The organism is Flavobacterium anseongense (genome assembly GCF_021608185.1).
GTDB classification, from domain to species: domain Bacteria; phylum Bacteroidota; class Bacteroidia; order Flavobacteriales; family Flavobacteriaceae; genus Flavobacterium; species Flavobacterium anseongense.
The window spans coordinates 345,215-367,456 of record NZ_JAKIHN010000002.1; the positions used below are offsets into that span (position 1 = coordinate 345,215).

Sequence of the window (22,242 nt, forward strand, 5' to 3'; positions counted from 1 at the left end):
AATTTAGTTCAGTATTATTTAAGTGAAAATGGTTTAAATTTTTTATAGGTGTATTCTAAATCTTCTTTGTTTTTTAAGACTAATATTGAGTCTTCAATACTAATTATCTCTTCTTTCCATTTACCAAATTTTGTATTGTATTCGATGAAGAAAGAACTGCCTTCTGCTAGAATTTTTATATTTTCTTTAATGTCGTTAGTTTGAAATTTTCCATCAAACTGTGGCATTACTTTTTGCCGAAAGCCTTCATTATCTTTTAACTGAAAATAATCGATAGTTTCATTCACTTTATAATCTTTTGTTTTACCGGTTGAGAACTTAACCTGTTTGATTTCCCAGTAACCATTGAGTTTTTTAATATTTTCCTCCTTTACATTAGGATGACAAGAAATCAGCAGCAAAGCAAAAAGTAGCAAACCTATTTTTTTCATTGATTAAATCGAATTGATGAATGACAAATTTAATTTTAAAATTTACAAACTCATAGGAATTGTAAATTAATATTATGAACATTAAACTATTTTATATCTTTAAAGTCCAAAGGCAAATTTGTCCGAATATGAAAAACCCATACCTTCTTCCTTTTCTACTACTTTTTCTTTTTAGTTGCAGCTCTGATTCTTCTTCAAATCCGGTAGTGGAAGAGCAAATGTATTTTCCTCCCAACGACGGAACTACAACCTGGACCACAAAATCAATAGCAGATTTAGGTTGGAATCAAAGTGCCGTGCAGCCTTTATTAGATTATTTAGAATTGAAACATTCCAAATCTTTTATCATTTTGGTAAACGGAAGAATTGTAATGGAAAATTATTTCAACGGACATACTGCTGCAAGTCCGTGGTATTGGGCAAGTGCGGGAAAAACATTAACTTCAACAGTAACGGGAATTGCGGAACAGGAAGGTTTATTAAATATCAATAATAAAGTTTCCGATTATTTGGGAACAGGATGGACAAGTGCACCATTAGCAAAAGAAAATCTGATTACCTGCAAAAATTTATTATCGATGAATTCAGGTTTAAATGATGCTTTGGGAGATGATGTTTCACCTGCCAATCTTCAGTATGTTGCCGATGCCGGAGATCGCTGGGCTTATCATAATGTATATGTAAAACTACAAGATGTAGTGGTACAAGCTAGTGGACAAACCTGGACAAATTATTTCAATACAAAATTAAGAGATAAACTCGGAATGACTGGCGGAGCTTGGGTTAATAGCGGAGATGGTTTAAGCGTTTATTGGAGCACAACAAGAAACATGGCGCGTTTTGGTTTGATGGCATTAAACAAAGGAAAGTGGAATGGTGTACAAATTGTCAACGAAACTTATTTTAATCAAGCGACCTCGACTTCACAAAGCATAAATCTTGCTTATGGTTATTTATGGTGGCTGAATGGTAAAGCTAGTTATCATTTACCACAAAGTCAGTTGCAACTTAACGGAAGTATTATTCCAACTGCTCCTAATGATATGTTTATGGCCTTAGGAAAAAATGATCAGAAAATCTATGTCATTCCGAGTAAGAAAATGGTAGTCATCAGAATGGGCGATGCAGCAGATGCCGTAAACTTGGCGCTATCTGATTTTGACGAAACGCTTTGGACAAAAATTAGTGCTTTGTATCAGTAAAATTACTTTCTAAATCTGATTATAGCGTAAACAAATAATATAAAAGCAAATAATCTCAAACCAAGAAAAATACTTGGCAATGGTTTTTCTATAAAATAGCTAAGCACTACTATTCCAATACTGACTGCTATTAATTTTAACGAGGATGATTCCCTAAAAAAAGATAAAACTTTATTCATAATTTTTTATTTAAAAAACGAATCTACGAATTCAAATTTATTAAAAACCTGCAAATCTTCAATGCCTTCACCTACTCCGATATATTTTACCGGAATTTGAAATTGGTCTGAAATTCCGATAACAACACCGCCTTTAGCTGTTCCGTCCAATTTAGTGACTGCAAGACAAGAAACTTCGGTCGCTGCCGTAAATTGTGTTGCTTGTTCAAAAGCATTTTGTCCTGTTGAACCATCCAAAACTAATAATACATCGTGTGGTGCGTCTTCTACCACTTTCTGCATTACTCGTTTTACTTTGGTTAACTCATTCATTAAATTAACTTTATTGTGCAAACGACCTGCAGTATCAATGATAACAACATCAGCGTTTTGAGTAACTGCACTTTGCAAGGTATCAAAAGCAACCGAAGCAGGATCGCTTCCCATTTGTTGTTTTACGATTGGAACACCAACTCTGTCAGCCCAAATCTGTAATTGGTCAATCGCCGCAGCACGAAACGTATCGGCAGCACCAAGAACGACTTTATAACCTGCTTTTTTAAATTGATAAGCTAACTTTCCGATAGTCGTAGTTTTTCCAACTCCGTTAACGCCAACAACCATAATTACGTATGGTTTCTTGTTAGCCGGTATAGTAAACTCACTTTCTTCTCCCGATTTGGTTTCCGACAAAAGTCCGGCGATCTCTTCGCGAAGAATTAAATTCAGTTCCTCGGTTCCCATGTATTTATCATTGGAAACGCGCTCTTCGATTCGCTTGATTATTTTTAGTGTGGTATTAACACCAACATCAGAAGTCACTAAAACTTCCTCCAGATTATCCAGAACCTCATCATCGACTTTTGATTTTCCGGCAACGGCTTTGGTTAGTTTGGAAAAGAAAGTAGTTTTAGTTTGTTCTAGTCCTTTATCTAAGGTTTCCTTTTTTTCGGAGGAAAATATTCTTTTGAAAAAACTCATTTTTTTAGGGAAAAAATTTGCGTAAATATAAAAATAAAAAAGCTACTTTCTAGTGAAAGTAGCTTTGATATAAAATTTTTATTGGAATTATTTCTTTGCTAAGAAACTATCCACTTCTTCTGGTGTCATAATGCTTTCAACAAAAGTGTAAGCTCCTGTTTTTGGAGATTTTACCATTTTGATAGCTTTTGATAATCTTTTAGAAGCTGTTTGAAGCGTTGCTACGGTTTTCTTTGCCATGACTAAATATCTTTATTATTTAATTTCTTTGTGAACAGTCATTCTCTTCAAGATTGGATTAAATTTTTTAATCTCTAATCTGTCCGGAGTATTTTTTTTGTTTTTGTTTGTAATGTAACGAGAAGTTCCAGGAAGACCTGTTCCTTTGTGCTCAGTACACTCTAAAATAACTTGTATTCTATTACCTTTCTTTGCCATCTTACTTTATTTTTATTGGATTAGGGATTATTTAATAAAACCTTCAACTTTTGCTTTTTTCAAAACAGCAGCCAATCCATTTTTATTGATTGTTTTAATTGTAGACGCAGCTACTCTTAGAGTAATCCATCTGTCTTCTTCAGCAAGATAGAAACGTTTTTTAACTAAGTTAACAGAAAATTTTCTCTTAGTTTTGTTCATAGCGTGAGAAACGTTATTTCCTACCATCGCTCTTTTACCTGTAAGGTCACAAACTCTTGACATTATGCTTATCTTTTATCGTTATTCAAAATCAGGGTGCAAACTTACACAAAATAAATCATTGTAGCAAAAAAAATATGGCAGTTTTTATTCTTTTTTTTTATTTGTTTTTTGCAAGATTAAAAGATTGCTTTTTTTGAACAAGTTTATCAACAGCCTAATTTAGTCAAAAGCATTCTTTAAAATTTCTTTCTGCAGTATTTCCAGGGCTTTGTTTGCTGTTCTGTCTATCACTTTTTCACGTGGTTGCCCAAAGTTAAATTTTTCGACAAAAACAGCTTTAGGTGTTGCCAATGCAATAAATACGGTTCCAACTTCGGCATCGGCGTCACCTTTTGTTGGTCCGGCGTTGCCTGTTGTAGCAATTGCGTAATCTGGTTTCATTACTTTTTGAATTCCGATTGCCATTTCAGATGCGACTTCTTTACTTACTACAGTATGTTTTTCAATAGTCTTTGCATCAACACCAAGCACCGAAACTTTTGTATCGGTAGCATAACTTACAACGCTTCCACGGAAATAATTTGAAGCTCCGGCAACGGAAGTCAACATTTGAGCAATTTTTCCACCGGTACAACTTTCGGCTGTGGCTACTGTTTTGCCTTGTTGCTGAAGTAATCTTCCAATAATAACTTCTATGGTTTCGTCTTCATCAAAACCAACGATTATATCTCCGATGATTTTGGTTAATGATTGTACATTCTCCTGAATCGCTTTTTCTAAGACTTCCTGATTTTCTCCGCGAGCGGTCAAACGCAAACGCACTCTTCCCGGGCTTGGCAGATAAGCTAACTTGATAAATTCGGGTAAATTGTTTTCCCAGTTTTCTATGCGTTCAGCTACTAAGCTTTCGCCTTGACCATATGTTAGTATGGTTTTGTGAATGATGTACGGTCGCTTGTATTCTGTAACAACTTTTGGAATGATTTCGTTATCGACTATATATTTCATTTCGTATGGAACTCCGGGTAATGAAATATAAACGGTCTTTCCTTTTTTCATCCACATTCCCGGTGCTGTTCCCATTTTGTTGAAAAGCACTTCACATTTTGACGGAACCAAAGCCTGGTCTTTGTTCAATTGTGTGATTGGTCTTTTGTAAAAGCCTTCAATCATTTCGGTAACGTGAGTCAAGACTTTTTGATTTACGACTAAAACATCATCAAAGTATTCGCAAAAGGTGTGCTTGGTAATATCATCTTTTGTTGGTCCGAGACCTCCGGTGATAATAACCAAATCGACTTTGTTTTGTAGCGATGAAAAAGTGTTTAGAATATGTTGCTTGTCATCGGAAATGGAAAGCATTTCGGTAGTTTGAACTCCGATTTTATCTAAAGCTTTTGCTATGTAACCCGAATTGGTATCAACTATTTGGCCGATTAGAATTTCGTCGCCAATGGTTACTATGGTTGCTTTCATTCTTTTAAGGTTCTAGGGTTTTGAGTGGCTAAGGTACAGAGGTTTTGATTTGGTTTACAAGAATACAAATCGATTACTAATTAGCCCCGATTGGAGTGGCATCTCGTCTTTTGGGACGAGATAGAGCGGAAAGCGGGAATTACCATCACCGATAATTCCCGAGCCAATCGCTTCTTATTTACAATTCGAAATCTTTTTTGATTTCTTTTACCGCTTTTTCTATTTGACTTTGGACGCTAGCGAAAGTGTCATTAATTTCTTTGCGCTTCCCTTCCCTTTTTCCCCAAGCTTCGACTTCAAGAATTTCCTGGTGAGCAACCGTCATCCCGATTAAATCTAATGAAGGTTTAATTTTGTGGGCATAGCTGTATGCCAGTTTATGATCTTTTGTTTTGATTCCTAACTCGATTTGCTTCAAATCTTCCGGGACTTCTGTAACAAACAGTGTGATAATTTGCATTACGAATTCAGGGTCATTGTCTGAAAGAGCGTAAACTTTTGAGAGGTTGTAGTTTATTGCCATTATTTAATGTGTAATCTTAGTACTTTTTTGTTTTCTATAAATCCTTCGAGGATGTCGTTTGGTTCTACTTTGGCAACGCCTTCGGGTGTTCCTGTGAAAATGATGTCGCCTTTTTTGAGTGTAAAAAACTGTGAAATGTGTGAAATAATTTCGTCAATTTTCCACAGCATATGACTTGTATTCCCTTTTTGAACGGTTTTTCCGTTTTTTTGCAACTCAAAATTAATATTTTCTGTTGAAATAAATTGATTTATCGGATGAAAGTCACCAATCATCGCTGAACCGTCAAAAGCTTTTGCTTTTTCCCATGGCAAACCTTTATCTTTCAGTTTGTTCTGAACATCTCTTGCCGTAAAATCGATTCCTAAACCTATCTCATCATAATATTTGTGTGCGAATTTGGTATCGATATATTTCCCCACTTTTGAGATTTTTACCAGGATTTCTACTTCGTGATGCACATCGTTACTGAACTCCGGAATCGTAAAAGGTGTTTTCTTTGGCAGAATTGCGGTATCAGGTTTCATGAAAATCACGGGCTCATCCGGCCGCTCATTGTTGAGCTCGGCTATGTGATTGACGTAATTCCTTCCGATACAGATGATCTTCATATTTCTTTAGTTGGAAGATGGGAGATGGAAGTTGGAAGTAAAATCTTCCGGCTTCTGACTTCCAGCTTCTAGCTTTTTGTATTTAATTTTCTTAATTTGATTCCGGTTAAAACTTTCTTCGTATATAACGGAAATTCCGCGTTTTGTATCCAGCCAAAATAACCTGGTTCTTTGTCTAAAACTTCATCAACCAAAGCGCCTTTGTGTTTTCCGAAGGTAAAAATCTCCTGACCTTCATTATTCAATGCGATGAATCCGGCAAAATCAACCGATTTTTTTCGGGTAGTAAATTCAGAAAGTGATTTCATATCATTTTCTAAATCTTCGTATCTGTCTAATTGTGCTTTCAGAATTTCATAAGTTGCCATTGTATCAGCTTCGGCACTATGTGCGTTTTCCAGACTTTGATTGCAATAAAATTTATAAGCTGCACTTAGTGTTCTCTCTTCTTTTTTGTGGAAGATTGTCTGCACATCAACTGAAACACGGTTTTTCATATCAAAATCTACTTCGGCGCGCAATAATTCTTCGGCTAGAAGTGGAATATCAAATCGGTCGGAATTAAACCCGGCCAAATCAGAATCCTTAATCATTGCATGCACTTGAGAAGCCAGTTCTTTGAAAGTTGGTTCATTGGCTACTTTTTCATTTGAGATTCCGTGAACGGCTGTTGCTTGTGGTGGAATTGGAATAGTTGGATTTACCAGCCATGTTTTGCTTTCTTTATTTCCGTTGGGAAATACTTTAAAAATGGAGATTTCCACAATTCTATCTTTGGCAACTTCAATACCTGTGGTTTCCAAATCAAAAAAACAAATAGGACGCGTGAGTTTTAATTCCATTTTAAAAAGTTAGTCGACAAATATAAAATATTGTAGTTACCGTTGGTCGAATTTATAAAAAGTTTTGCACTTTTTTAAGGATGGTTTAGGAAATAATTGATTTGTAAATATTTGACTTTAGACTATTTTAGGCTTCTCAATTTATTAATCAGAAAATCCCTCGTTTTGTCCAAATCCTTACAATTATTAGCATTAAGGATGCTATAGAAAAAGCCCGATTTAAATTTTCGGGCTTATGTAATTTCGTTATACGATATCAATCAATACTTTTTTAAATTTGAAATGTCTTCTTCAATTTTTCTGACTTCAAGTTGTTTTTTTGTGATTTTAACTTCAAACTTGCTATGGTCTACTGAAGACAAATTCCCCTTATTTTTTTTCTTTTCAAATTTTTCCTGAAGTTTAACTAAATCTTTATTGGCTTTAATTAATCTTTGATTTAACTTAATTTCCCTTTTTTTGGCATCGTTTCGTTTGTCATTATTATCGGAAATCACTCTGTTTTCTTTTTGAGCTTGCTTTTGCTCTTTTTTAAGTTTTCTTTGAGTTTTTGCTAATTCTCTTCGCTCGTCGGTTGCTCTGTTATCTGTTTTTTTCTGTTCTCTACTGATTTCCTTTTGATCTCGAATGTCCGATTTAAGTTGAGATTTTTTCTCATCGATGGTAGCTTTACTCGATTCGATTTTTACTTGAGCAGAATCTACAACAATTGTAGTCTTTATTTCTTGTGCAAATGAAATGCAAAAAGCAAATAAAGAAAATACACAGGTAGTTAGTTTTTTCATAATAATTTAGATTTATTTTTACTACCAAATGTATATTTACTATAATTTAAATTATTACATAAAATCCATTCCGATTTACATATTTAACGGTTTTTGTTTAATAATTTGAATAATGAACTTACCTCTGGTCGATTCCTGCAACTTTTACATAAAAAAATCCCGTCTATTTTCAGCGGGATTGAATTGCAAACTATGTTTATAAATCTATTTTGTATCACCAAAACGATTGATGATAAAATCCATTTTTTTGTTTAAATCGTCAAACAAATGATTGGGTGCTTTTATGGTGATTTCGAAATTGTTACCAAAAGTTTCCCTATTTGGATTTGCCAGCAGGTTTGCATTTTGGACATCTTCCAATAAAAAATCGGTAGAAACTTCAAGTGCGATTGCCAATTTTCGGATAAACTCGTGCTTGATGCTTTTTCCTTGTTCCCAATTTCCGATAGTGACTTGACTAACACCTACAAGGTGAGCCAATTCTTCCTGAGACAATCTTTTTTTCTCTCTGAAGAGGCGAATTTTGGTTCCGGTTGTCATTAGTAAATAAAAGTTGGTTAGAGGCATTCGTGTCAACAGAAACACTTAAACTAATAACGTGATTTTTAATACTTTATTGTGTGATAAATAGTGTTATTTTTTTATTCAACAGTTTTCTTTTGAAGTTTAAAAGAATCATTATGGATTTTAAAAGTTCTCCTTTAGGATATCTTATAAATGGGTTGCAACTTTACTTAATAATCTTTAAAAAAATATACTTCTATGGACAGCTTTACTTAATCTCAAAACTTTTTTTATCATGAAACCAATCACAAAAAGTAAAGCTAAATTTAAATCTGTAGTAATGTTATTGTTAGTATGTCCTGTGTTGGCATTCTCACAATCAGACACTGTAAACCTAATAAGAGGTGGTGAACTCCTGTTTGGTGGTTTGATTACCATTTTCAAATCGTCTAAACCTAAAAATGTTAATAGCACTGTCGTGGAAAGCGTTTGCATTAAAAACAAGCTCGAAGGCAAAATTACTTTCATCATAACACGTCAAACCGAAGATGGTGATGAAATCAGAAAAGAATTGGTGATTCAAAAAGGTGGTAAGGAATATTTCTATGAATTGCCAAAAGGTGTTTATACTTACGAAGTGGTCTTGACCAACAATAGCACTTTTAAGAAAGGTGAATACCGGTTTGATGATAAATCGACAATGATTGTAGATGGTGATATAGTAAAAAACCCTGACGAGTAGTCAGGGTTTTACATTTTAATATTCTCTGTTTGTATCAAATGCTTCCAGATATTCGGCTACGCGTTTTACAAAGCTTCCGCCTAATGCACCATCTACAACTCTATGATCGTATGAGTGTGATAAGAACATTTTTTGTCGGATTCCGATAAAATCACCTTCCGGAGTTTCTATTACAGCCGGCACTTTTCTAATTGCGCCAAGCGCTAAGATTCCAACTTGTGGTTGATTGATAATCGGAGTTCCGAATACCGAACCGAAAGTTCCAACATTAGTTACTGTATATGTTCCGCCTTGCGTGTCGTCCGGCTTTAGTTTTCCGGCTTTTGCGCGGTTTCCTAAATCGTTTACGGCTTTTGCCATTCCGACTAAGTTTAATTGATCCGCATTTTTAATTACAGGAACAATTAAGTTTCCGTTTGGTAAAGCTGCTGCCATACCAAGGTTTATATTTTTTCTTTTGATGATAAAGTCACCATCAACAGAAATATTCATTCCAGGAAAATCTTTCAACGCTTTCGCCACGGCTTCCATAAAGATTGGTGTGAACGTTAGTTTTTCACCTTCGCGTTTTTCGAATGCATCTTTAACGCGGTCTCTCCATTTTACAATATTTGTAACATCAACTTCAATAAACGATTGTACGTGTGCAGATGTTTGCACCGAAGCGACCATATAACCAGATATCAGCTTACGCATTCTGTCCATTTCAATAATCTCGTCACCGCCGTTTACTGAAACTGGGGCAGTTTGAGTTGATTGAGAAACTGTTGGTTGAGAAACAGCCGGAGCAGCAACTAGAGGTTGGTTTCCTCTATTTTTGATATAATTTAAAATGTCTTCTTTAGTAACTCTGCCATCTTTACCCGAACCTGAAATTGTTTCCAATTCAGCTACAGAAATTCCTTCTGCCGTTGCGATGTTTTTTACTAAAGGAGAATAGAATTTGTCTGATGATTTAAAATCGGCTGGTGCAACGGCAGCTTGAGCAGCTTCTACGGTTTTTACAACATCGGTAATTGCTACTGGAGTTGGCGCAGCTTCTGAAACTGGCGTGCCTTCCACTTTTACTTCTGGTGCCGGAGCTTCACTAGCACTTCCACCTTCTGTTTCAATAATAGCAATGGTTTGCCCAACTTTTACAACATCATTTACCTGAAATAAAATTTCGGTTAAAGTTCCTGAAACTTCGCTTGGCACTTCACTATCAACTTTATCAGTAGCGATTTCTAAAACAGCTTCATCGGCATCAATTTTTTCACCTACGTTTTTTAACCAATTTGTAATGGTTGCTTCCGCAACACTTTCACCCATTTTTGGTAATTTCAATTCAAACTTTGCCATATGTGTAAACTAAAGTTGTGTTTTTAATTCGTTGCAAAAGTACTAAATCTTCTGCATAGCCACGAATGTTTTTCATTTAAAACTGTTCTTTGAGACTGCTTACTGCGACTGCTCACTGAACACAATCACTTCGCCTCTATCGTTACTGCTGTTGCTTCCAATGATGAAATTGCTTTGCATTGGTAACAGTTTAAAAGTAACCGACTTGTTTTTGCTGGTTTCGAAAAAAGTAATTGCATCTTTAAAATTCAGATAGTTTGTGTCCAAAATTACTTGTGTGTTTTTCTTCTCCGAAATCGATTGCGAAAATACTATTTTTCCGCTTTCCGAAGTCGTTCTATCTACCTTTTTTTGAAGTTTATTTTCTAATTTTTCTCTTGTTGTTTCATTATCAGAAACTAAGACGTAGTGGCTTGGTGGAATTGTAGCTTTTGATTTTCCCTGAAAAAGTTTAACCATCGAAAAATAAAAAGCGCCAAATCGCGCCATCAGATTAAAAAACAGCGATTGCTTGAAGTGCTTTTTGTAGAAGAAATTCATGAACTCTCTAAAATGCTTCATGTAAGTTGCATCTTTTACCGTGCTTTCTCCTTTGTAGTGAATCACAGTCGTTTCGTGAAAATAGTAATTCTGCTTTTGCAATAACAACGCACGATAAGACAAATCAATATCGTCGGCATACATGAAACAGTTTTCATCAAAACCTTCTAACTGATTATACAATTCGCGTTTCATAACCATAAAAGCTCCAACGAGAATATCGACTTTCCCTGTTTGATTTTCGCCAAAATGTTGGGCGTAGTATTTATTAAAAAGTGTCGATTTCGGAAACAGCTTATACAGACCAAAAATTTTGGTAAAAGCCACCCAAGGTGTTGGAATACCACGCTTACTTTCGGGAAGAAAATTGCCTGTTCCGTCGATAAGTTTGCAACCAACGATTCCTAAATCATTCTGACTTTTGGCGAAAGCCAGTACTTTTTCAAACGTATCCTCTGCAACAACCGTATCGGGATTTAAAATACAGATGTATTCGCCTTTAGCTTCCTTAACCGCAATGTTATTTCCTTTTGGAAAACCTGAGTTTTCTTTGTTTTCAATGAGTCTGATGCTTGGGAAACGCTGTTTCATCATCTCGCAACTGTCATCAGAAGAATTGTTATCGATGACAATGATTTCGGCATCCAGATTCTGAATGGCTTTTTGTGTACTCAAAACACACAACTCTAAAAAGTAGCGCACATTGTAATTAAGGATGATAACCGATAGTTGCATTTGACAAATATAATTTGAAAATTTGGAAATTTGAAGATTTGAAAATGATGGATTTGTTTAAATATAATTTCAAGATTTTGATTGCTGTTTAAATAGCTTACTTTTGCACACTATCAATTTTCAAATTGACCCATTTTCAAATTTTCAAATTAATCCATGAATTACCTTTCAGTAGAAAATATATCGAAATCCTTTGGCGAAAGAAATTTGTTTAAAGACATTTCTTTTGGGATCAATAAAGATCAGAAAATTGCCTTCATTGCCAAAAATGGTTCAGGAAAAACCCAAATTATGAAGATGATTAATGGTGATGATGAACCTGATACCGGTCAAATCATCATTCGTAAAGGTATCAAAATGGCGTTTCTTTCCCAAACCAATCAACTTCAGGAAGAACTGACTATTGAGGAAAGTATTTTTGCTTCGGATAATGATATTTTGCATATAATCGAGCGTTACGAAAAAGCGTTAGAAAACCCCGAAGATGAAGAAAAATACCAACTGGCTTTCGATGAAATGGACAGTCACAATGCTTGGGATTTTGAAACTCAATTCAAGCAAATCTTATCTAAATTAAAACTAGACGACTTAAAACTGAAAGTGAAAAGTCTTTCCGGCGGACAAAAGAAACGTTTGTCATTGGCTATTATTCTGATTAACCGTCCTGACTTATTGATTTTGGATGAACCTACGAATCACTTGGATTTAGAGATGATTGAATGGTTAGAAAGTTATTTCGCCAAAGAAAATATCACTTTGTTTATGGTAACGCACGACCGTTTCTTTTTGGAACGTGTTTGTAATGAAATCATCGAATTAGACAACGGGAAATTATACCAATACAAAGGCAATTATTCGTATTACCTGCAAAAGAAAGAAGAACGCATTGCCATGGAAAACTCCACGATTGACAAAGCGCAAAACCTTTTCGTAAAAGAATTAGCTTGGATGCGCCGTCAGCCAAAAGCGAGAACAACCAAATCGAAATCGCGTCAGGATGATTTTTACAAAATCAAGCAAGTTGCCGAAAGCCGCAGAAAAGAAAATGTAGTCGAGCTCGAAATCAACATGGAACGCATGGGAAGCAAGATTATTGAGCTTCACAAATTGTATAAAAAATTCAAAGATTGCGTTATACTTGACAACTTTAGCTATGATTTTCAACGTGGCGAACGCATCGGAATTATTGGTAAAAACGGAACCGGGAAATCAACGTTCTTAAATATTCTGACCAAAACTATAGTTCCCGATGCCGGAAAAGTAGTCATTGGCGACACGATTAAAGTTGGTTATTATACGCAAAGCGGTATCAATCCGAAACCGGGACAAAAAGTTATTGATATTATTAAGGAATACGGTGAATACATTCCGCTCACGAAAGGAAAAATTATTTCAGCTTCACAGTTGTTGGAACGATTTTTATTCGATGCAAAAAAACAATATGACTTTGTTGAAAAACTAAGTGGTGGTGAATTAAAAAGATTGTACTTATGCACGGTTTTGATTCAGAATCCAAATTTCTTAATTCTGGATGAACCAACAAATGACTTGGATATTGTGACGTTGAACGTTTTGGAAAGTTTCTTATTGGATTATCCCGGATGTTTGTTAGTAGTTTCACACGACCGTTATTTTATGGATAAGATTGTGGATCACTTATTCATCTTTAGAGGCGAAGGACAAATTGAAGATTTCCCCGGAAATTATTCCGATTTCAGAGCGTATGAAGATTCGGCTGAGCCAAAAGGTTTATCGAATGTTAGTACAGAAAAAGTGAATTGGAAACAAAATAACACAACTACTTCAGGCTTAAATTTCAATGAACAAAAAGAGTTCAACAAAATTGAGCGTGAAATCAAGGACTTGGAATACGAGAAAAAGCAAATCGAAAACTTATTTTCAGAAGGCAAAGTGGCTGATGCTGACATTACGGCTAAAGCCAAAGAACTGGAAGTCATCATCAAAAAAATGGAAGAAAAAGAAGAACGTTGGTTTGAGCTTTCTTCAAAAATGGAATAGCCCCCTTACCCCCGAAGGGGGAATTAATATGAATTACTTAAAAAAAATTTATGCAAAATTTGTATTCCCCCTTTGGGGGCTAGGGGGCTTTTATTGGAACTCCAAAAACGAACACGGAGTACATTCGCCATTTGTATTTAATTTGGTTACTAAATGCTTTTATGACAAGAAAAACTATCCTGAATATTCCAGTCTCAAAAACTACAGAAAATCGCTTTTAGAAAACTACGAAACCATTGAAGTAACCGATTTTGGTGCTGGTTCAAAGGTTTTCAAAAGTAATACAAGACCCATTGCAAAGATAGCTACAACGGCTGGAATCACTGAGAAACGAGCTGAAATGCTTTTCAGAATCACGAATTATTTTCAACCAGAAAACATTTTAGAAATCGGAACTTCATTAGGTTTGGCGACTTCAGCTTTATCGTTAGGTAATCCAAAAGGAAAAATCATAACGCTTGAAGGTTGCCCAAATACACTTATTCAATGTCAATATCAATTACAAAAATTCAATATCAATAATGTTGAATGTATTAATACGGAATTCTCAAATTATCTCAAAAACTTCCAACTTATTTACTTCCAACTTATTTACTTCGACGGCAACCATTCAAAAACCGCCACTTTAGAATATTTCGAATTATTATTACCAACAATCACCAACGAAAGTGTTTGGATTTTTGACGATATTCATTGGTCAACAGATATGGAAGAAGCTTGGAAAATTATTCAAAAACATCCAGAAGTTACGGTCACTATTGATACTTTTCTATGGGGAATTGTTTTCTTTAGAAAAGAACAACCAAAGGAACATTTTGTGATTAGAGCATGAAAAATGGCAACCATCCCTGATTGCCATTTCCCGAATTAAACAAAACCAATTAATTATTTATTCTTTTGCTTCTTCATTTTCTCTTGCTTTGGCTCCAATACGATTCATTTTGAACATCGGTGAAAATCTGAATTTAATTGAGGCAATTTTATTATTGTCTTCTGAAGATAATCCTTCTTTCTCAACAGTATTTTTTCTACTGTCAAGTGCTTCATATATCAATTTCACTTCATCATAATCTTCTCTGCTGAAATCATCCTTGTTTTTTTCATATGAATCTAAAAAGTCTTGATATACTTGCAAAATATTGTCTTTATTTACCCAAGAAAAGTTCATGTCTTCTCCAACTTTACCTTCTCCAAAAAATCGGTCTCTCAACAATTGATTTGGGTTTCTGGTAACTGAGGTTTCTGCTGCAACTTCTACTTGATACTTTGCTTTTAATGCTTCATATTTTACTTTGCTAACCGCTAGTTTTTCTCTCAAGGCTTCGTTATCAGATTCTGCTAATGATGCTTCTGCTTCAGAAATTCTAACTTGATAGCTAGCATCAATTGCCTCCCAATTTGATTTGGCATCATCAGCGGATACATTATCTAATGAGTCAACATATACTACATAATTATTGACTGTTTTCTCGGCTTGAGCTTGCTTTTCATCTTTACAAGATGTAAAGCCTAAAACTACCATTGCCAGAATTCCGAATGTATGAACACTTTTTTTCATAATACTATTATTATTATTTGTTATTATTAGTTAGATGTAAAACTACTTCCTTTTCAATACCGACTTGTTATACATTTCTGTAAAGGATTTACACAATTGCTACATTATTGTTTTACCAATCTGCATTTAGTCCTGCAGTTGTAACAATTAAATCTTTTAGCCTACAAATAGCCAAACCAAAATTTAAATCTATGGAAACTCACAACTTCTTAAAATCAAAACAATTTAAAATGCTGTTGGGTCTTGCAATTGTTTTAGGAATAATAATTATAGCGAAAGCCGGTTATGATTTTGGACAATGGTTTTATCAGACAACAAATTAATTTTCTTTTCTTACTTTTATCAAAATTCAGCAGTAAAAAATGGCAAATCCATTAATCAACATCAAAAAATTAAAACGCGATTTCCAACTCGGAAATGAAACCATCAACGTTTTAAAAGGCATCGATTTACAAATCAACAAAGGCGAATATGTAGCATTAATGGGGCCATCAGGTTCCGGAAAATCTACGTTGATGAACCTTTTAGGCTGTTTAGATACACCGACATCGGGAACTTATATTCTCAATGGAAATGATGTCAGCCAAATGCATGATGACGATTTAGCCGAAATCCGTAACAAAGAAATTGGTTTTGTTTTTCAGACTTTCAACCTTTTACCAAGAACAACCGCTTTGGATAACGTGGCTTTGCCAATGATTTACGCCGGTTATCCAAAATCCGAAAGAAACGAACGCGCTACCGAAGTACTGGCACAGGTAAATCTTTCGGACAGAATGGATCACCAACCTAACCAACTTTCGGGTGGACAACGTCAGCGTGTAGCCATTGCCCGAGCTTTGGTCAACAAACCTTCTATCATTTTGGCCGATGAACCAACCGGAAATCTCGACAGCAAAACTTCGATAGAAATCATGAATCTTTTCAACGAAATTCATAAAAACGGTAATACGGTAATCGTCGTTACCCACGAAGAAGATATCGCCAAATACGCGCACAGAGTCATTCGCCTAAAAGACGGAATGATAGAAAGTGATAGTCCGAATAAAGATCATTTGTAATTGTCACACTGAGCTTGTCGAAGTGAGGAGCGAAAGGTTCGGGCTTTATCAGTAATCCATATTCCTGCTGTCCATTATGCACGGCGCCATTGCCATCAGGGCTAGACAGCAATCCATTTGATTTCTTGCCAACCACATAAAAACTTAGTAACTTAGCCACTTAGTTACTCAGCAACTCAAAAAAAATGAAAGTCTATACCAAAACCGGCGACACCGGAACCACAGCACTTTTTGGCGGAACTCGTGTCCCAAAACATCATAACCGAATAGAAAGTTACGGAACTGTTGATGAACTCAACTCTTACATTGGTTTAATCCGGGATCAGGAAATCAATCCGTTATATAAAAATGTGCTGATTGAAGTACAAGACCGTCTGTTTACCGTTGGCGCAATTTTAGCAACACCACCTGAAAAAGAAACCTTAAAAAACGGACAACCAAGATTGCAAAATCTGGGAATTGTAGAAAGTGACATCGAGTTTCTCGAAAAGGAAATTGATACTATGGATGAGGCTTTACCGCAAATGACACACTTTGTGCTGCCTGGCGGACATACTACTGTGTCATATTGTCACATTGCACGTTGCGTTTGCCGCAGAGCAGAGCGTTTAGCTACGCATTTACATGAAATTGAACCAACAGATGAACTTGTAATAAAGTACTTAAACCGACTTTCTGACTACCTTTTTGTCTTGGCACGGAAGTTGTCCAAAGACCTGAGCGCGGATGAAGTACAATGGATACCCCGAAAGTAAAATTTTCGGAAAATTTCAATACTAAAATTCCAAAACCCAAAGAGTCAAAATGAGGTCTTTGGAATTTGGAATTTTCTTTTTGGGATTTAAAAAAAAGACGTTCTTTAACATATTAAAAAATAAATCAAAAAAAACTTGACTTTTTCAGTAATAAATTTATTTTTGCATTAAATTAAAATCGATAGAAGATGTATTGGACATTAGAATTAGCATCGTATTTAAGCGATGCACCTTGGCCAGCAACAAAAGACGAACTTATAGATTACGCCATCAGAACCGGTGCACCTCTTGAAGTAGTTGAGAATTTACAATCTATAGAAGACGAAGGTGAAATCTATGAATCTATGGAAGAAATTTGGCCCGATTATCCAACCGACGAAGATTATCTTTGGAATGAGGATGAATATTAAAAAATAAAAACACAACAAAGAGAAAAGTCCATTTTGGGCTTTTTTTTTGTTTAAATTTGCACACCCGTTCCGAGGATTCGGAATTAGGCATTAAAAATATATAATACCAACCCAATTATGAGTTTCATAAATAGCATTATTAAAGCTTTTGTAGGAGACAAATCTCAAAAAGATGTCAAAGCTACACAACCATACATAAACAAAATAAAAGCTTTAGAACCTGTATTAGCAGCACTTTCTCATGATGAGTTAAGAGCCAAGACTACAGAATTCAAAGAAAAAATAAAACAGGCTCGTGCCAAACAAGATGCAGATATTGAAGCCAAAAAACTGGAGGCAGAAAACACAGCTGATATCGACTTAAGAGAAGATATCTACAACGCTATCGATGCTTTAGAAAAAGAAGCTTACGAAATTTCAGAAAAAGTATTGATGGAAATTCTTCCTGAAGCTTTTGCAGTAATCAAAGAAACAGCACGTCGTTTTAAAGAAAACACAACCATTACGGTTACCTCAACCGAAAAAGACAGAGAACTTTCGGCTACAAAACCTTATATTACTTTAGTTGGCGACCAAACCAATTGGTCAAACCAATGGAATGCTGCCGGAAAAGAAATCACTTGGGACATGATTCACTATGACGTTCAGTTGATTGGTGGTATCGTGCTTCATCAAGGTAAGATTTCGGAAATGCAAACGGGTGAAGGAAAAACATTGGTAGCTACACTTCCACTCTATTTAAATGCGTTGACAGGAAATGGCGTTCACTTAGTAACTGTGAATGACTACTTGGCAAAACGTGATAGTACCTGGAAAGCACCATTATTCGAATTCCACGGACTGACTGTTGATTGTATTGATAATCACTCACCAAACTCTGATGCACGTAGAAAAGCATACGAAGCGGATATTACTTATGGAACCAATAACGAGTTTGGTTTCGATTACTTGCGTGATAATATGGCACATTCACCTGAGGATTTGGTGCAAAGAAAACACAACTACGCTATTGTCGACGAGGTCGATTCGGTATTGATTGATGATGCTCGTACACCATTAATCATTTCCGGTCCGGTTCCGGATGGTGACCGTCACGAATTCAACGAATTAAAACCAAAAATCGAAAACCTTTATAATTTACAGCGTCAGTTGGCAAATGGTTTCCTGACCGAAGCCAAACGTTTGTTCAAAGAAGGAAACATGAAAGATGCCGGTTTTCAGTTATTGAGAGCGTATAGAGCATTGCCAAAAAACAAAGCACTTATCAAATTTTTAAGTGAAGAAGGAGTTAAACAATTGCTTCAAAAAACAGAAAATGAATACATGGCAGACAACAACCGCAAAATGCCGGAAGTTGACGAAGCACTATATTTTGTAATCGAGGAAAAAAACAATCAGGTTGAATTATCAGATAATGGAATCAAGTTCCTTTCAAAAGATACTGATGAAAACTTCTTCGTTTTACCGGATATCGGAACTGAAATTGCCAACATCGAGAAACAAAATCTTGAAAAAGACAAAGAAGCCGAGGCCAAAGAAAAATTGTTCCAGGATTTCAGCATCAAATCTGAAAGAATTCATACACTTACTCAGCTATTAAAAGCTTATACGCTGTTTGAAAAAGATGTAGAATATGTAATCATGGACAACAAAATTTTGATTGTCGATGAGCAAACCGGTCGTATTATGGATGGCCGTCGTTATTCTGACGGATTGCACCAAGCCATCGAAGCCAAAGAACAAGTTACAATTGAAGCAGCAACACAAACCTTTGCTACAATTACGTTACAGAACTATTTCCGTATGTACAGTAAATTGGCTGGTATGACGGGAACAGCCGTAACAGAAGCTGGTGAACTTTGGGAAATCTACAAATTAGATGTTGTTGAAATTCCAACGAATCGCGGTATTTCGAGAATTGATAAAGAAGATTTAATTTACCGTTCGGTTCGTGAAAAATTCAATGCGGTTATCGAAGATGTAACTCAATTATCTCAGGCAGGAAGACCGGTTCTTATCGGAACAACTTCTGTAGAGATTTCAGAATTATTAAGCCGAATGCTAAAAATACGTGGTGTAAATCACAATGTATTAAATGCGAAAATGCACAAAAAAGAAGCCGAAATTGTTGCCGAAGCAGGTAAACCCGGAGTTGTAACCATCGCAACCAATATGGCTGGTCGTGGAACCGATATTAAGTTAACACCCGAAGTAAAAGCTGCCGGAGGTTTAGCAATTATTGGTACAGAACGTCACGATTCGCGTCGTGTTGACCGTCAGTTACGTGGTCGTGCGGGTCGTCAGGGTGACCCGGGAAGTTCACAGTTTTATGTGTCTTTAGAAGATAACCTGATGCGTTTATTTGGTTCGGACAGAGTTGCCAAAATAATGGACAGAATGGGATTGAAAGAAGGTGAAGTGATTCAACATTCGATGATGACAAAGTCTATTGAACGTGCACAGAAAAAAGTAGAAGAAAACAACTTCGGAACACGTAAGCGTTTACTTGAATATGATGATGTAATGAACGCACAACGTGAAGTAGTTTACAAACGTCGTCGTCATGCCTTATTTGGTGAGCGTTTGAAACTGGATATTGCCAATATGATGTATGATACCTGCGAATTGATTGTAGGTGATAACAAAGTTCAAAACGATTTCAAAAACTTCGAATTCGAATTAATCCGTTACTTCTCTATAACATCTCCGGTATCTCAAAGTGATTTTGAGAAATTATCTGAAATGGAAATTACAGGTAAAGTATATAAAGCAGCACTGGCTTATTACACTGAAAAAACAGAAAGAAGTGCTCGTGAAGCCTTGCCAATTATTACTGAGGTTTACAAAAAAGAAGGCAACACTTTTGAGCGCATCATCGTTCCGTTCTCAGACGGAATCAAAACGCTGAATGTAGTTACCGATTTGAAAAAAGCATACGAAACGCAAGGTGCACAATTAGTAGCCGACTTTGAAAAAAATATCACATTAGCCATCGTAGATGAAGCTTGGAAAAAACATTTACGCAAAATGGACGAGTTGAAGCAATCAGTACAATTAGCGGTTCATGAGCAAAAAGATCCGTTATTGATATACAAATTAGAAGCGTTTAAATTGTTTAGTACGATGTTGGACGGTGTTAATAAAGAAGTGATTTCATTCTTGTTTAAAGGCGATTTGCCTCAGCAAAACCAAAATATTCAGGAAGCGCGTCAAGTACGTGAAAAACAAAATTACACTGAAAGTAAAGACGAAATTGAAAGCAGTGAAAATGCTAATCGTCAGGCAAGCCAAGCAGCTTCTCAACGACCACAAGTAACTGAAACAATAGTTCGTGAAACTCCAAAAATTAACCGCAACGACACTGTTACCATCAAACATGTGATGAGCGGTAAAACCGAAACCATGAAATTCAAAAAGGCCGAAAGCATGATTGCATCAGGCGAATGGGTTTTGGTTCACGAATAAATTTTAGAACATAATTACAAATAGAATCCTCAACATTCATACTGTTGGGGATTTTTTTTCTCATATCAAAAACTGTGAATTATATAAATTTAAACAAGAATTATACAAAAGTAATGGTGCAAAGTAAGTTAGATTTGCGCCGTCAAATAGACTACCTTTACTGGAATCGGAAACAGAAAAACTATTGGATTTCAAAAGTTACTTCCTTTTATAACGCAATTCTCATTTACCTTGAAAATACACATTAAATATATGGTTTCGCTTCGTTGCAAAATGGCAGTGAAAGAGGAATTAGACAAATTAAAATTAGCACATACTACAATAGATTTAGGCGAAGTCACGCTAAAAAAAACTATTCATGGCGAGGATAGAGAATTACTACGGAAAGCCCTATTGAAAAAAGGGTTGGAATTGATGGATGATAAAAAATCAATGCTCATCGAGAGAACCAAAACTGCCATTATAGAATTGATTCATTACTCCGAAAAATATCCTAAAATAAATATTTCAGAATATTTGAGTAAAGAATTAGACTATAATTATACACATCTTGCTAATCTTTTTTCAGAAGTTACAGGAACGACCATTGTCAATTATATCATTCTGAACAAGATTGAACGTGTTAAAGAATTGCTTTTGTATGATGAATTATCGCTAACTGAGATTAGTTTCCTGATGGAATATAGTAGTGTAGCCCATTTATCACATCAGTTTAAAAAAGTGACCGGACTGACACCTACTTATTTTAAACAAATTAAACAATTCAAAAAGCGTATTCAACTTGAAGAATTGTAAATTAATGCCATTAACTATAACTAATCTCCAATAGTACAAACTGTTGGAGATTTTTTTATATTTGAATATCTAATTAAAATGAAAATGAAAAAACTAATACCATTATTCTTCCTTTTCCTAAGTATTTCTACTTTCTCCCAATCTACCGAAAGTTTGAAAGTAGCTTCCAAAAAATTTTACGAAGCCAATTATCTAATGGATTTTGAGACTATAGTCTCATTATTACATCCGGAAACAGTAAAGACTATTGGCAAAGATTTGATGCTCGAAAAGCTCGATAAATATTATGGAAACGATGAATACCGTTTGCGCGAACAATTGGAAACTTTGCCTTTTCAATATGGAGCAATTAAGAAAATAGAAGGGAAATCGTTTTGCGTGATTACTTTCAGAAATCCGATGCGTTACTTTTTTGAAACCAAATTAACTGATGATACTGCTATAGAAAAAGCCACCTGGTTAAAGCAAATTACCAAAAGTAAAGACGTGACTTTTGAACCCAAAAGAAACAGCTTTAACGTAAGAAGAACGTCAACTTATCTAGCTGTCATAGATGAAACGACCAACAATGAATGGAAGTTTTTTAACTTGGATGATGCCAATCAGTCAGCTTCTTTTCAGGCGATTTTTAGCGAAAGCATAAAAAAACAATTGGGTTTATAAAAA

Annotated in this window: 25 protein-coding genes; 11 read left to right on the plus strand and 14 right to left on the minus strand. The window is 35.4% G+C overall.

Features of this window, described 5'->3' with window-relative positions:
* Nucleotides 1-14: 14 nt before the first annotated feature.
* Entirely contained in the window at nt 15-431 is a 417-nt protein-coding gene (locus L1S35_RS04655; protein WP_236397098.1) for a hypothetical protein, read from the minus strand.
* 128 nt (nt 432-559) lie between these two features.
* On the opposite strand from L1S35_RS04655, the gene L1S35_RS04660 reads away from it, so the two are divergent.
* Nucleotides 560-1,633 carry a serine hydrolase domain-containing protein gene (locus L1S35_RS04660; protein WP_236397099.1) on the plus strand — a complete coding sequence of 358 codons (1,074 nt, stop codon included), beginning with the start codon at nt 560-562 and terminating at the stop codon, nt 1,631-1,633.
* 185 nt (nt 1,634-1,818) lie between these two features.
* Here L1S35_RS04660 and ftsY read toward each other — a convergent pair whose 3' ends face one another.
* From ftsY to L1S35_RS04710, 10 genes are all read right to left on the minus strand, one after another.
* Nucleotides 1,819-2,772 carry a signal recognition particle-docking protein FtsY gene (ftsY, locus tag L1S35_RS04665; protein ID WP_236397100.1) on the minus strand — a complete coding sequence of 318 codons (954 nt, stop codon included), beginning with the start codon at nt 2,770-2,772 and terminating at the stop codon, nt 1,819-1,821.
* 87 nt (nt 2,773-2,859) lie between these two features.
* Nucleotides 2,860-3,012, minus strand: coding sequence for a DUF4295 domain-containing protein (locus tag L1S35_RS04670; protein WP_136152050.1), 153 nt, complete (start codon nt 3,010-3,012; stop codon nt 2,860-2,862).
* A 15-nt stretch (nt 3,013-3,027) separates the two neighbouring features.
* A complete protein-coding gene (rpmG, locus tag L1S35_RS04675; RefSeq protein ID WP_035126304.1) occupies nt 3,028-3,210 on the minus strand; it encodes a 50S ribosomal protein L33 in 183 nt (60 codons plus the stop codon).
* A gap of 27 nt (nt 3,211-3,237) precedes the next feature.
* Nucleotides 3,238-3,474, minus strand: a complete 237-nt coding sequence (gene rpmB / locus L1S35_RS04680) for a 50S ribosomal protein L28 (protein WP_121313180.1) — start codon at nt 3,472-3,474, stop codon at nt 3,238-3,240.
* 159 nt (nt 3,475-3,633) lie between these two features.
* On the minus strand, nt 3,634-4,890 hold the full coding sequence (locus L1S35_RS04685) for a CinA family nicotinamide mononucleotide deamidase-related protein (protein WP_236397101.1): 1,257 nt from the start codon (nt 4,888-4,890) through the stop codon (nt 3,634-3,636).
* Nucleotides 4,891-5,068: 178 nt separating this feature from the next.
* Nucleotides 5,069-5,413 (minus strand): Hpt domain-containing protein, encoded by a 345-nt coding sequence (locus L1S35_RS04690; RefSeq protein WP_236397102.1) that lies wholly within the window; start codon nt 5,411-5,413, stop codon nt 5,069-5,071.
* Nucleotides 5,413-6,024, minus strand: a complete 612-nt coding sequence (locus L1S35_RS04695) for a fumarylacetoacetate hydrolase family protein (RefSeq protein ID WP_236397103.1) — start codon at nt 6,022-6,024, stop codon at nt 5,413-5,415. Before L1S35_RS04695 ends, L1S35_RS04690 begins: the two co-directional genes overlap by 1 nt.
* Before the next feature lie 68 nt (nt 6,025-6,092).
* Nucleotides 6,093-6,866 (minus strand): 3'-5' exonuclease, encoded by a 774-nt coding sequence (locus L1S35_RS04700; RefSeq protein WP_236397104.1) that lies wholly within the window; start codon nt 6,864-6,866, stop codon nt 6,093-6,095.
* Nucleotides 6,867-7,126: 260 nt separating this feature from the next.
* Entirely contained in the window at nt 7,127-7,651 is a 525-nt protein-coding gene (locus L1S35_RS04705; RefSeq protein WP_236397105.1) for a hypothetical protein, read from the minus strand.
* 204 nt (nt 7,652-7,855) lie between these two features.
* Nucleotides 7,856-8,191 (minus strand): helix-turn-helix domain-containing protein, encoded by a 336-nt coding sequence (locus tag L1S35_RS04710; RefSeq protein ID WP_236397107.1) that lies wholly within the window; start codon nt 8,189-8,191, stop codon nt 7,856-7,858.
* Between the two features lie 259 nt (nt 8,192-8,450).
* Between L1S35_RS04710 and L1S35_RS04715 the strand changes: the two genes are divergently transcribed.
* Entirely contained in the window at nt 8,451-8,897 is a 447-nt protein-coding gene (locus L1S35_RS04715) for a hypothetical protein (protein WP_236397109.1), read from the plus strand.
* A gap of 15 nt (nt 8,898-8,912) precedes the next feature.
* Here L1S35_RS04715 and L1S35_RS04720 read toward each other — a convergent pair whose 3' ends face one another.
* Together L1S35_RS04720 and L1S35_RS04725 are read right to left on the minus strand one after the other, a co-directional pair.
* Entirely contained in the window at nt 8,913-10,238 is a 1,326-nt protein-coding gene (locus tag L1S35_RS04720) for a dihydrolipoamide acetyltransferase family protein (RefSeq protein ID WP_236397111.1), read from the minus strand.
* 99 nt (nt 10,239-10,337) lie between these two features.
* Entirely contained in the window at nt 10,338-11,513 is a 1,176-nt protein-coding gene (locus L1S35_RS04725; RefSeq protein ID WP_236397113.1) for a glycosyltransferase family 2 protein, read from the minus strand.
* A gap of 156 nt (nt 11,514-11,669) precedes the next feature.
* Here L1S35_RS04725 and L1S35_RS04730 point away from each other — a divergent pair, with 156 nt between their 5' ends.
* The gene (locus L1S35_RS04730) at nt 11,670-13,532 is read left to right on the plus strand and encodes an ABC-F family ATP-binding cassette domain-containing protein (RefSeq protein WP_236397115.1); all 1,863 of its coding nucleotides are present in this window, start codon (nt 11,670-11,672) and stop codon (nt 13,530-13,532) included.
* Between the two features lie 28 nt (nt 13,533-13,560).
* Nucleotides 13,561-14,364 (plus strand): O-methyltransferase, encoded by an 804-nt coding sequence (locus tag L1S35_RS04735; protein WP_236397117.1) that lies wholly within the window; start codon nt 13,561-13,563, stop codon nt 14,362-14,364.
* A 57-nt stretch (nt 14,365-14,421) separates the two neighbouring features.
* On the opposite strand, the gene L1S35_RS04740 is transcribed toward L1S35_RS04735, so the two are convergent.
* Complete coding sequence (locus L1S35_RS04740) at nt 14,422-15,090, minus strand: hypothetical protein (RefSeq protein WP_236397119.1); 669 nt, start codon at nt 15,088-15,090, stop codon at nt 14,422-14,424.
* Between the two features lie 191 nt (nt 15,091-15,281).
* Here L1S35_RS04740 and L1S35_RS13310 point away from each other — a divergent pair, with 191 nt between their 5' ends.
* The 7 genes from L1S35_RS13310 to L1S35_RS04770 all read left to right on the plus strand — a co-directional run bounded on the left by L1S35_RS13310 (nt 15,282) and on the right by L1S35_RS04770 (nt 22,239).
* Nucleotides 15,282-15,413, plus strand: a complete 132-nt coding sequence (locus L1S35_RS13310) for a hypothetical protein (RefSeq protein ID WP_255700828.1) — start codon at nt 15,282-15,284, stop codon at nt 15,411-15,413.
* A 39-nt stretch (nt 15,414-15,452) separates the two neighbouring features.
* Nucleotides 15,453-16,151 carry an ABC transporter ATP-binding protein gene (locus tag L1S35_RS04745; protein WP_236397121.1) on the plus strand — a complete coding sequence of 233 codons (699 nt, stop codon included), beginning with the start codon at nt 15,453-15,455 and terminating at the stop codon, nt 16,149-16,151.
* 185 nt (nt 16,152-16,336) lie between these two features.
* Nucleotides 16,337-16,906, plus strand: a complete 570-nt coding sequence (locus tag L1S35_RS04750; protein ID WP_236397123.1) for a cob(I)yrinic acid a,c-diamide adenosyltransferase — start codon at nt 16,337-16,339, stop codon at nt 16,904-16,906.
* Nucleotides 16,907-17,094: 188 nt separating this feature from the next.
* The gene (locus tag L1S35_RS04755; RefSeq protein WP_002986941.1) at nt 17,095-17,316 is read left to right on the plus strand and encodes a DUF2795 domain-containing protein; all 222 of its coding nucleotides are present in this window, start codon (nt 17,095-17,097) and stop codon (nt 17,314-17,316) included.
* A 117-nt stretch (nt 17,317-17,433) separates the two neighbouring features.
* The gene (gene secA / locus L1S35_RS04760; RefSeq protein WP_236397125.1) at nt 17,434-20,781 is read left to right on the plus strand and encodes a preprotein translocase subunit SecA; all 3,348 of its coding nucleotides are present in this window, start codon (nt 17,434-17,436) and stop codon (nt 20,779-20,781) included.
* Between the two features lie 231 nt (nt 20,782-21,012).
* Nucleotides 21,013-21,576 (plus strand): helix-turn-helix domain-containing protein, encoded by a 564-nt coding sequence (locus L1S35_RS04765; RefSeq protein ID WP_236397127.1) that lies wholly within the window; start codon nt 21,013-21,015, stop codon nt 21,574-21,576.
* A gap of 84 nt (nt 21,577-21,660) precedes the next feature.
* On the plus strand, nt 21,661-22,239 hold the full coding sequence (locus L1S35_RS04770) for a hypothetical protein (protein ID WP_236397129.1): 579 nt from the start codon (nt 21,661-21,663) through the stop codon (nt 22,237-22,239).
* Nucleotides 22,240-22,242 lie beyond the last annotated feature (3 nt).